Origin of the sequence: Parabacteroides sp. PF5-9, from assembly GCF_029893105.1 — a bacterium.
In the GTDB taxonomy this organism is placed as follows: domain Bacteria; phylum Bacteroidota; class Bacteroidia; order Bacteroidales; family Tannerellaceae; genus JARXWG01.
On sequence record NZ_JARXWG010000012.1, the window covers coordinates 93,783 to 106,813 of the forward strand.

Here is a 13,031-nt window from a genome sequence, read left to right on the forward strand (position 1 = left end):
TGAAATCTATTTTCTATTTTAATACTTCTATTTTCTCTATCCCTTTTTTAACATCCGGATGACTCATAAACAAATTCCAGATCAAACCCGAACGATAGTTCTCGATCATGACTGTTACGGGCGCCTGATTCAATCCCATAAACAATGGAGAACACCAGTTCACCGTCAGGTTACACGCATCACGGAAACCGTATTCGCCCCAAAGGAACTCACCAAAATTGCGGTAATAATTCTTCAATGCTCGCATCGACTCTTCGGGCGTATAAGGGAAAGAGGCCAATGCACCTGTCGGTGCGATTGTTCCATTATCCCGGTGAGGCATCGGTTCCTGCGCCTGATAATTCCAAGTAAAGTCACTGGCAGTCAAACCCCAGCAATCTTCACCATAGCCGACATAATTCCCTTGATTCTCCACACAATAACGATAATTGATCAAAGCAATCTTCCGATTATTTTCAAAGTAGTTGACATACCTGTCCGTAAATTGATGAGGATTCAGTCCCATATATGAATAATGGACAAAGAAGAGAGGCCCTCCATTGGATACTCCTACTTTCAGTTTTTCACCAAAATAAGTATTCCCATTGGTATACATCGATCCATCGGTGACTTTCCCCCAATCTATACGATACTCCTGTGCATATTCACTTGGGCTTGCCCACCCGGTATAATACATTTCAGGAGAGACACCATGTTTAGGTCCCATTATGGCCAACAGGTAAGTGATCATTGTCTCGTTCCATCCGATCAAACGGTGGTTTATGATCCATTCCTGATCGGGCGACCAGTGCCAATACAGGAATGGACTATCTTTATAGCGTTTAAACCAGTTCCATTCAATATTCTTCCATAGTGTATCGATACTTTTACGTATCTGCTTTTCCTGTGTAGTTTCCTGATTGAAATATTGATGTGCGGCTAATAATCCTTGAAACAAGAAAGATGTTTCTACCAGATCCGCTCCATTATCTCTTTGTCCGAAGAAAGGCTCTGTTTTACCTGTTGTCCCGTCAATAAAATGGGCTACAGCACCATGAAATTTATCCGCTTTCTCCAGGAAAGAAGTGATACGAACAAACCGTTCTACCGCTTCCTCACGGGTAATATAACCACGCTCAACAGCAGCAATTGTCGCCATAATCCCAAATCCGGAAGCTCCGGTTGCGATCATGTTTTTCCGTCCGGGGATATTTTCACGAGCTAGACCGCTTTCCGGTTCAGTTCCTTCCCAGTAATAACGGAAACTGGCTTCCTGTACCATATCCAACAACTGTTCGTCGGTCATTGGTGAAGTAGTTGCGGAAACCACCTGCGATGCAGCTGATTCATTCAGGGCGTAATCAACAGCTGTCACCTTATACCACGCCTTACAGCCGGTCTTGCCAACAAAATCGGCAAAACGGTTGAGCCACGGACGACGAACAGCGACAGGCGTATAGTTGGTTCCGTCCAATGAACGATAAATACGATAATATTTTACATGTTCATCCTGCTGAGGAGTCCACACAATATCGATATGTCGTTCGTATGCTTTTGCCTGTTTTAATTCCGGAGTTTTTAAAACAGAGACCTTGGGTAGATTCACTGGTAATAACTCCATATCATCGATATAAAGCGTATATTGCTTTCCATCTCTTTCTCCCGGATAAAAGGCAATTGCTGCTAACGTCTTAATATTAGAATCATTGATATTTTCTACACCCAAATCTTTTAACGGGATCGATACTTTATGCCATGTTTTCTCTTTTCCGGCTTTAATATAATCTGTTAGTTTTATCTGCTTAGTATAGGTATTGTTTTTATAACGTATTGCTATTTGGGGTAATGCTGTCTCATTCAAATCCGTTTCCGAATAAAGTTGAAACGACAAAATATCAGGTACACGGAAAAAATCATTCCCTCTCACCGGACAATATTGGATTTCACTGTACCAATCGCCACTGAGAAAAGAGTTATAAGTCAATTCCAAAGAATTTCCCGGACTAAAAGCGACATCTGTATTTATCGGCAAATGCTGTCTGGCGCTTTTTACCCATGACGGAGAAGTATATTCGGTTTTAGAATAGAAGTGAAACCCCTTCATCAAACTATTTTCAAAAAAGATATAGTCATAAAGATATTCAGATGATTGAGCTGCGTTTACTTTTCCATATCCATGGAAAAATGAGAAGAGGCAGATGGCAATTAAAAATAAATTTTTTTTCATGTGTTTCATAGGTTACAATTTGAATATTCAAACTCCAATTTTGATAATCCGGCTTGTATTTCTGGACAATCCATAAATAGATTCCATAACAAGCCTGTCCGATAATTTTCTATCATGACAATGATCGGTCCCTGATCGATAGCCAGAAACTGACTGTCATACCATTTGGCTGTCAGATTAAAGGCGTCGACAAAGCCATAATCTTTCCAAAGTTTATCTCCCAGCTTATAGTAGAAAAAACGAAGTGCTACCATAGACTCCTCCGGAGTATAAGGCATAGATGACAGAGCAGCTGTTGGTGCTATAACTCCTTTATCATTGGTTGGTGAATGGGCACTATATCCTCCGTTCCCGTCACTTGCCGTTAATCCCCAGCAATCGTTACTGTATCCATAATTTCCCGAAGGGTTTCTCCGGCAATATTCATAATTCATAGAAGCGTGACTTGCATTTTGCTCCCAATAATCAGCATATTTATCTTTTAATCCCTTCGGATTCAATCCAAGAAACGAATAATGGGTAAAAAACAACGGTCCTCCGTAAGCTTCGCCTAAAGGCAACGTATAACCATAATATATTCCGCCATTTTTCATTGCTCCATTTCTGGCCCACCCTTGATCATACACCTTTTTATCGATCGGATAGGTAGGTGATGAAGCCGCCATAACGTATGTAATCAAACATTCATTCCACCCCCGGATCTGATGATTCATGGCCCAGCCGTAATCCGGACTCCAATGCCAGTATAATACATCTTCATTATCACGGCAAAACCAGTTCCACTCCACAGCTTCCCACAATTCGGAAATAAGAGACCTGAGTTCCGATTCAGTCGCATGATTCTCTGTAAAATATTGTCTTGCAGTCAGCAGTCCCTGAAACAAAAAAGAAGTCTCTACCAGGTCTGCCCCATTATCTTTTTCACTAAAGGGTTGTGTTTTTCCTGTTGCCCCATTGATCCAATGAGCAAAAGCTCCATGATAAGAGGTACAATCATTTTTCAGAAAACGAGCAATCGTTAATACCCTATCGGCAGCTTCCGCTCTTGCTATAAATCCTCTTTCGACAGCTACAAGCATTGCCATTATACCAAATCCGGTTCCCCCGGTTGTTACCACATCACCGGATGTACTTCGTTCACGGGCCATACCGCTCACCGGATGACCAAAATCCCAGAAATACCGGAATGTTTGTTTTTGTACCAATGTCAATAACTCTTCATCAGCTACAATAGAGTATTTATCTGTTGAATCCAATGCCGTAATCAGACTAATAGAAACAGGCATTGCCAAAGAATAACCGCTTTGTGACCTAAGGTCGGACGAGACCGTTAATGTATATTTTGACAGCCAATCCAATAAACCTGTTGGTCGAAGAACGAGTAAACTATCATTTTTTCCGTAAGAAAAGGTCAACGTGATTGGCCGGTTATCTTTATCTGTCAGTTTGATGGCCTGCGAAACAGTAGAATGATCCACCACCGTAGAAAAGAACAGTTCAATAACAGGATCCCGACTGACTTCCTTATACTGGGAAGTTCCGGATAATCCGTTTACCGTCAACATCTGGCAGGTAAGCGGAACATCCGAAGGCTGAGGAACCGGGTCATTCTTTTCTCCGTCACTGCATCCTATCAGCAACATCAGAACCGGCAAAAAGAAATATGATAACAGACTTTTCAATATATAGATGTTAAATGTAGAAAGATACAGAGCCTCTGCTTTTCATATCACAGAGGCTCTGTTTATTGATTGATTGAGAATTATTTCATAACAGCCTTGATCTCCTCAGAAGTCAACGCTTTATTGAATAGACGTAATTCATCCATTACGCTCAGATCAGACAAGTGACTCCATTCTGTAAATCTTGGCGCACCTGATCCGATAGAGAGGATATCACAAGTATCCCAACTCACACCAGTAAAGGCATTTTGACAAACAGGTTCTCCGTTGAAATACACCACACATTCCGAATTTGAAATTGTGAATGCGATATGTACCCAATCTGATGTAGTTAATGTAGCCGTTGCTCCTCCGTCAAACCAACTTTCTGCTGCTCCGTCACCTACATTCAACTTGAATGTCTGGCCGTCATTTCCACTTTCACGGAAGAATCTGAACCCTTTCTCTCTGCTGGTATCAGCCGGACCAATGGTCAGGATACCTGCGCGGTCAGGTGTACTATTCAATTTATACCAGAAAGTAGCACTGAATTCTGAACCTAAAAGACCTGCTGTCGGGAAAGTCAGATAACCATCTGTCGCTCCTACATATCCTTTTCCTGATTTACCATCTGCAAAAGAAGGACTTCCTACAGCAGTTGCATTCTTAATGCTTACCAGATCCATATAATCACCATTAAACGGCATATAGAATATTTCACCATCAAATTTAGGACTGTACGCCTCTACTTTTTCAAACGAAACAGATTCTGTCGTTATTTTACCGGACAAATCTTTGGCAGTAGCACTTATCGTATGTTTTCCATCTGTCAACTTATCATAGAGATAAGAAACAATACCATGACGATAATCTTTAAATTCGGTAAACTTGGCAATTTCTGCCCCATCCAGACTGATCGCTATAGACTCCAGTTCAATATCGTCTACACCATCTACCTGTATATTAATCGAAGTAACTGCTTCCGTGACCTGGATCAAAGTACCTTCCAACGGATAAAGAATCTTTACTACCGGTGCCGTTTCATCCGGTCCCGGATCAACACGGGAGATCGAATCGATTCCATCATTACATGCTACGGCAAAAACAGCCAGCATGGATACGAAAATATATTTTAATGTTTTCATTTATTTTCTCTTTTTAATATTCCGTACATTATTCATTTTTATCACCTTTCAGTGCAGGAAGCTGATCCACCTGATTCTGCGGATAAGGTAGGAATCTCAGATTCATATTAAATACTCTGCCGTCATAGCTTAACTCATCCACCTTTCCAAGACGTACCATGTCGTAATAACGCGTACCCCACTCCATTGCCAGTTCTGCGAATTTTTCGTCCATTACCTGTTGGTTGGTGACACCGGATAATTTACCCAGACCTGCTCTTGTGCGAACGAGATTCACCGCATCATCAGCACTCATACCTGAACCGGATGCGCCATTTGTCAGTGCTTCTGCATACATCAACAGAATTTCGGCATAACGGATACACGGCATATTCTTATTTGACCCGTAATCTGTACGACCGGGAGTAAACTGATCACTCGGCATATAATGTTTACCACTTGCGAAGTAAGCACGTGCATAATCATTAACAACATCCCCCGAAGGAGTAGTATTGGATATCCAATTAGGCAATTTGGCATATTTGGAATCTTTTTTAAGTTCTGCAATACCACGATCGGTGAACATCACACTTGTCTGCAGACGGGAAACCTCACCTCTGTCAAGCATAAATTTGATATATTTAAAGCTGGGTTCATAGAATCCCCAACCACCGCCAATACCGGCTACTTTAGGTGTCCAGTTTTGTGGGCCAAAGAATCCCCACAAGTAACTTTTACTATCTCCCGAACCTTGGCCGAAGTCAGAATATTGCCATTCCAACAGATTCTCACTATTCAACTTACCCTTGGTTTTGAATAATTCATAAAAATCAGATTCAAGCACAAATTTACCTGAATTGATAATTTCACCGGTTGCACTTGCTACCGCTTGATAATCGTTCAACTCCAAATCAGCCAATGCTTTAATCGCCAATGCGGTATATTTAGTCACACCACCTCTGATATCTGTACGTTGATTCGGATTCATATCCGGCAATACTTTTGCAGCTTCAGCCATCTCACTTGAGATATGACGCATCACCTCTTCTCTTGTAGATAATTCCTGATTCAACAGATCTGTCGGATCATAACTTTGCGGAATCAGGATATCGCCCCATACACGTGAGAGGTTAAACAACAGAAATGATGCGATCGTTTTCGTTTCAGCTACATACTGATCAGCTAACTGATCGCTTGCCCCAGCTTCACGGTATAGATTGATCTGGTTGGCTGCTGAATATGCATCCAATACATTACTGTAAAACCCTTGCCATAAAGAGTTGTACATCCAATAATCCTTGTTATACTTGAAATTATCTGTTGCATCATAATCCTGCTGGTCACCTAAACCACCGGCATTCACATCATCCCCTCTTACGGAAATCAGCGGGTAAGTTTCCCAACCTGCATTGTAGAACCTAGCATAGGCTCCGATCAGTGGCTGGATCATATTTCCAGATTGCGCATAATCCGTTTCTTCGGTAAATGTCTTGTTTTCGGCAGGTTCATCCAGCAAATCATGACAAGCTACTGTCGGCAATAGCATAGTGGCCGTGAAAGCAAGCGTTATATATTTATTTATCAGTTTCATATTTTCTCTTATTAAATGATTAGAATTTAACATTTAAGCCGATGGTATATGTTGCAGGTATCGGATAGGTCTGTGTATCGATTCCATCAGCAACTTCAGGATTAAATCCGTTGTATTTGAATACGGTCAATGGACGGTCGGCTGTCAGTGTTACACGCATCGTCGGCATATTGTAACCAAACCAGCGTTTGTTTCTGATATTATATCCCAACTGAATATTCTGAATACGGAAGAATGAACCATCTTCGACATAGAAGTCACTCATTTTCTGGTTCCAACCTTTTCTTAAACCGGCTGAAGAGGGATAAGAGTTACTTGTTCCTTCACCATGCCAACGGTTCTTTGCCAGATCAGCATCGATATTGGTATCGTTTGTCCAGATATATTCACCACGTTTACGGTTCAGGATTTTGTTTCCTGTCTGCCCCATGATATTGACAGACAAATCAAAGTCTTTATAGCTGGCACCCAGATTGACACCGTACATAAATGTTGGGAAATAAGAACCGAGTACTACACGGTCGTCGTCATCGATATTTCCATCTTTATTGGTATCTCTGTATTTGAAATCACCCGGGACTAATCCGTTTGCTACCGCTACAGGATCAGCTGCAACTTCTTCTGGAGTCTGATAAACACCGGCTACTTCATAACCATAGAATGCCAATAAAGGCTCTCCGACAATCGAACGTTGACGGAATTCTGCACTACCACCATCAACATATGGTTGTCCGTACAGGTCGCGTACTTCATTTTTCAATGTAGAGATATTTACACCAATATTATATCTGAAATCACTTGAGATAGCATCATCCCAATTCAGTGCCATTTCAAAACCTGAGTTTCTAACAACACCCACATTCTTAATCACAGTACCTCCTACAGCCGGGATATTGACATCAATTGCCGCCTTTTTAGTATCACGGATATAATAGTCGGCATCCAGACTTAATCTATTATTCAAGAAGTTAGCTGTCAAACCGACATTTGTCTCTTCCGTTCTTTCCCAGCTGAGTGAAGAATAAACACCGGAAACAATGGCACCAGATGTCAATACATCATTAATAGCTGTTGTTTCTACTGTGGTTGTTAATGCACCGTCACTGGCCTGAATCTTATCGTTACCCAGTTGTCCCCAGCTGGCACGCAGTTTCAAATAATCTACAAATTTGTTATCTCTCAGGAAAGCTTCTTCTGTCAGTACCCAACCGGCACCTACAGTTGGGAAATAACCCCATTTTTCCTGATATTTTGAACTACCGTCAGCACGCATTGTTGCATACAACAGGTATCTGTTGGCATAGTTATAAGAGACACGTCCGAAATACGACATTCCATACTGACGCAGACCACCATCTTTAACATCATCCGTTACAATTGTTTCGGCCTGATCCAGATACCAGGATTGTTTCTGTCCTGTAGGGAAGTTCAACCCTTTTGCCTGCAGTAAATCATACGATTCGTCACGGAAAGAAGTACCCCCCATAACGGTCAGGTTATGATCACCAAATGTATCCGTATAGGTCAACAGGTTATCCCAGGTTACATCCGAATAGGTTTTATGTTTCTTAACCAACGAAGCATCTTTACGCTGTGCGTTATCACCCAGGTAATAAGCCAGAAGAGCTTCACGTTCTCTCAGGTTCGTATACGCCTGGTTGTACGTCGTTTTAAAGACCAGTTTATTCGGAATCAACGTTGCTTCAGCATAAAAATTCGCTAATAACTTCTTCGTGATATTTTTGTTGTCCGAGAACGCCATATCAATAAACGGGTTTTGAGAACCTCTATAACCCATGTCTTGTGCATTGGCATAATTGATAGGAGTTGCCGCCGTATTAGATTCATCATAAATCGGTAAGATCGGAATGGCATGGTAAGCCGCTTTCCATGCTTCTTTTTTCTCCGGATATTGTATAGACTGACTCCAGATCATGTTTCCACCCATTTTCAACCAACTGGTTGCTTTAAAGTCGATTTTCGAACGGAAGTTATATCTTTCATATTGGTTTTTCATATCCAATATACCTTCCTGAGCAAAATAGTTGCCACCAAAAGAGTAAGAAACCGTAGAACTACCACCCGATACATCAAAACTATAGTTCTGGATGGCTGCCGAACGTATCACCTCATCATACCAGTCGGTATTGACATCAGGCAGATTCGGATTGAGGCGGCTACGTCCGTAACGAAGCATCGCTTTTTCGATATTGCTCATATCTGTTGCAGAACCCGATTCCATAGCCATGGTGACAAACTGTTCCGTATTGGCCATTTTTAATACGTTCTGAGCAACCTGCACCCCATAATAAGCATCCATGGTCACTTCTGCTTTCCGGTCGAACTGACCCGATTTTGTTTCAATCAAAATAACCCCATTCGCTGCACGCACCCCATAAATAGCTGCTGCAGAAGCATCTTTCAATACCGACATAGAGGTAATATCTGCTGAGTTCAAAAAGCCGATATCATCATAAAACACTCCGTCAACAACATACAACGGAGCCTCTGTATTGGTCCAATTACCATCACTGTCTTTTTTAGGATAAGATCCCACACCACGCACACGTACCGTTGGAGATGCACCCGGACGACCGCTACTAACGATCTGAACGCCCGGCACCTTTCCTTGCAAAGCTTGCATCGGCTGGCTCGCTGGTGTTTTCATAATGTCATCTGTTTTGATTGTCGTAATGGAAGAAGTAAGGTCTTTCACTTTACTTGTACCATAACCAATAATAACCACCTCTTCTAATCGTTGAGTATCTTCCTCAAGTAACAGGTTAACAACCGTTTGACCATTTACAGGTACTTCCTGAGTCAACATACCAATATAACTAAAGACCAACGTTGCATTCGCAGGTACATTAGTTAACGAATAATCACCATCAACAGAAGTTATGGTTCCGTTTGTAGTGCCTTTTACCAGCACACTGACACCAATAGCTGGATAACCGGTGGCCTTTTCAGTTACCACTCCGGTAACCGTCAGATTGCCCTGGCCAAACAGTGATGCCGTAGCCATAAGCAGGCATAAACAAAGCATTAATTTAGCTTTCATGCATTTCAATTTTAAAGTTGAACATTTGATTTTACACACAATTTTGATTTGTATGGCAAATGAACGCCTAACTCAAAAAAATGACAAATAAATGTATACGTGAAAGCTACTTTACAAGAAGAAGGGGTGTTATTTCAATACGTTTTCAGTACGTCATAAATATTTAGAACATTGAAAACAATGAAGTTATATTTGTTAATTAGACCAAGGCGTAATTTATGTTATTTAGCATGTTTCTGTTCGAATATGTATGATTTAGTTAAACCGAATCATAAATTCCACCAGATTTTCACCTTCAGACAAATCCAATTTTTTACGTAGCCGATACCGGGCTGCTTCTATTCCCCGCACCGAAAGGTTAAGCATTTTGGCCATATCCTTGGTAGGCATATTCAATCGCAGTAAAGCACACATCCGTAAATCGCCCGGAGTCAGATCAGGATAACGCTCTTTGATCTTATAAAAGAAGTTCTCATGAATACGGTCAAAATTTGCCTGATAGAGTTCCCACTCCCCTTCTCTGGCTAAATTCTCATCAATCATATGAATCACCTTTTCAAAAAAACGTTTGGTATACGTTCCGGAGATTTGTTGAGTCTGGATCTCTTTCTTCAATTCTTCCAGAAAATCGGTCTGTGAGATACGAGCCAAGGTTACACTGGCCAACTCTTTACTCTTATAAGTCAACTCCTTTTCCAATTGTTCATTTTTTAATTGAACGATAAGTTGCTCTTGTTTTTCAAGCTTTTCTTTTTGCTTCTGGCGATATTCCTCTATCGATCTGTTCTCTTTTTTTATCTGCCGGTTGATATAAAACCGGATCAATACGATGAAAAGGGCTAATCCGAATACAACATAAAGTATTATCGCCCCTATCGAACGATAAAATGGTCGTTTGATCTCAAACGGATAAGACAAAGCAGCCAGTGTCTGTCCGACACCATTTTCGACCAATGCCGAAAACGCATATTTCCCGTAAGGAAGATTGGAGTAACTTTTCACAAAATCGGGCGTACCGACCGTCCATTCCTCATCAAACCCTTCCAATTTATAGCGTATCTGTGCATATAACCGGCTATAATCGGGATAAGAAAGTTCAAAGGTGATCGTATTATATTTAAAAGGGAATGAGATATTTTCCGACGAATCGCTACCCGGTTTATTGGGCATAATACAATTATTATTAAACCGGTCATACGCTTCAACAGACGAAAGAGAAAGCGGAATCATCTCCGTCTGGCTCTCTCTTTTAAGACGTAGGGGATCAAAAAGAGCAATACCACCATTCAAACAAAAATACGATAAACCGCTCGTACTGATATAAATATATCCGCGATCTTCTATAGTCGGGTTTTCAAAGACAGAAAAAGGCATTCGCATACGATGCACAAACCGTCCGCCTTCATAACTCAACAAGACATATTCCGTATTTCGGATAAACCAAAACAGGTCGTTATTTAACGAGACAATCCGATACGTATCACCCAACTCCGGAAAATCTTCATTCAAAACATCATACGGCACAATAGAATCAGACAGATCTTCATACGTATAAAATTGACTCCCATCCGTCAACACAATACGCCCTCTCAATTTCATAACGTTGATTTTACCCTCCTCCTGATCCTCACTCAGTTTTCCGATGTATTCCACGTTTTTCACCTTTTGCAGCGTTTCATCCAGACTGATCCGATAAAGTCCTTTAAACATATGGCTGGCCCAAATCGTCCCCGCCGGATCGATTTCAAGGGTTCGTATCAGATTATTAAAACCTTCTACATTATGACTAAAGCCCCAATCCCCTTCAGCAGTTTGTGTAAAAATACTCAGAGACGTATAGGAGACCTGAATCAACACCTCTTTCCCATGAATAATCACTTTCCGCATATCGGTACCTCCTCCTGACGGACCATCGATAAAATGCGCCTGATCATCTTTAATAAACAGTGTCCCCCTGTTATGCCCAGCAATCAGATGATTGCCCACATCAGTAATATACCAGGTTTGCTCTTCCGTTCCTGGAATTAAATGAGGGGTTATATCATTTTCCGAAAACACATAAACGCCTTGATTGGTACCCAGATAAATTCGATCGTTTTTTATCGCCATATCATGAACCATCCCTATCTGAGCTGCAACCGGTTCATAAAAATAAAGCGGAGAGTTGACCTGAACCTGTGACACGCCATTATCCATCGCCACCCATAAATTCCCCGAAGTATCAATATTCAAGCCTAAGATGGAGTTGTTCATTAAGCCATTTTCACGATTAATATGCCAGAGTTGATTCCCTGATTTATCGATCGCAACGATTCCTTCCGAAATCGTTCCGATAATATAAGATGAGTCGGGCATTAGTATGGCCCTGTTTGCTATACCTGTCTTCAATAATTCGCCGGATGAAACATTCCAAGGACGAAGAACGCCTCTTTTGTTATACAGATAAAGGCCATTCTGGGCTGTAACCAGCAGTAATTGATCATCATAAGGCAAAACAGCGACCACATTATCATCATTCAACTGCTCTCTGGATAACAAAGAGATAAAACGTCTTCCCTCATCCATTTGATAAAAACCCTCTCTGATAAACTGTACATACATCTTCTCATCCACAGAAAAGAAATACAACGGGGAATAGTTCGCAGTACCTGTTCTGACATGTTCTCCGTCATAAATAAAAAAGGAAGAAAAAGATTGAAAATAAATATCACCGCTAAATGCATGAATGGTCCATATTTCATCGTTAAAAAAACGATGATCCTGAACCTGGCTTTTTAATGAAAAATAGATCAATTGCCCGGCACTATCTTCCTGAAAATAACCAAATTCTTCAAAGGAACCAACATAAACACGCCCATCCTCTCCCAGAAATAAAGAGCGAACAGGGGTATGTTGGGGCAGTTGATAAAGCTGCCACCGAATACCGTCAAAAACCAATAGTCCACGATTATTACCCAAATAAATCTTACTATCCGGCCCTTGGCCTACAGCCCAATTCTGATTGCCGGCTTTGTAATCACTGACTGAATAATTGATGACCTTGGGTATATACGGAACTGTTGAAGCCTTCATTATAAAAGGAAATAACAGTCCGACACAGATTATAAAACGGAAAAAAGATTTCATCAAGGCGCTTGTTTCTTTTATCTTAAGGTATGACAAAGATAGTTTTTTCTTCGAATTTCCGGCTTTTCAAAACCACTTTATATAGACCATATTGAAATGATTGAATCGTTTTTTTTCCTGATCGTGTCTCTTTTAGATATTGATTCCATCCACTTTTTTGTTACACCTTGTCCCGTCCTAAAATTGGTTGTCAAGTTTGACTGTTTCTAAGTTTCGAAAAAGACCAAAACACTCATGGTCCTTAAAAGAGTTTACAAACATA

At 41.0% G+C, this 13,031-nt stretch carries 6 protein-coding genes; all 6 read right to left on the reverse strand.

Going from position 1 to position 13,031, the window contains the following annotated elements:
* Nucleotides 1-13 precede the first annotated feature (13 nt).
* The 6 genes from M2135_RS08600 to M2135_RS08625 all read right to left on the reverse strand — a co-directional run bounded on the left by M2135_RS08600 (nt 14) and on the right by M2135_RS08625 (nt 12,769).
* Nucleotides 14-2,083: a glucoamylase family protein gene (locus M2135_RS08600; RefSeq protein WP_348537111.1), complete on the reverse strand. Its 2,070-nt coding sequence runs from the start codon at nt 2,081-2,083 to the stop codon at nt 14-16.
* A gap of 128 nt (nt 2,084-2,211) precedes the next feature.
* A complete protein-coding gene (locus M2135_RS08605; protein WP_280748088.1) occupies nt 2,212-3,849 on the reverse strand; it encodes a glucoamylase family protein in 1,638 nt (545 codons plus the stop codon).
* Nucleotides 3,850-3,968: 119 nt separating this feature from the next.
* Nucleotides 3,969-5,012: a LamG domain-containing protein gene (locus tag M2135_RS08610; protein ID WP_280748081.1), complete on the reverse strand. Its 1,044-nt coding sequence runs from the start codon at nt 5,010-5,012 to the stop codon at nt 3,969-3,971.
* A gap of 28 nt (nt 5,013-5,040) precedes the next feature.
* Nucleotides 5,041-6,582 (reverse strand): RagB/SusD family nutrient uptake outer membrane protein, encoded by a 1,542-nt coding sequence (locus M2135_RS08615; protein WP_280748082.1) that lies wholly within the window; start codon nt 6,580-6,582, stop codon nt 5,041-5,043.
* Between the two features lie 19 nt (nt 6,583-6,601).
* Nucleotides 6,602-9,643 carry a TonB-dependent receptor gene (locus M2135_RS08620; protein WP_280748083.1) on the reverse strand — a complete coding sequence of 1,014 codons (3,042 nt, stop codon included), beginning with the start codon at nt 9,641-9,643 and terminating at the stop codon, nt 6,602-6,604.
* Nucleotides 9,644-9,898: 255 nt separating this feature from the next.
* Nucleotides 9,899-12,769, reverse strand: coding sequence for a triple tyrosine motif-containing protein (locus M2135_RS08625; RefSeq protein ID WP_280748084.1), 2,871 nt, complete (start codon nt 12,767-12,769; stop codon nt 9,899-9,901).
* Nucleotides 12,770-13,031: the final 262 nt, after the last annotated feature.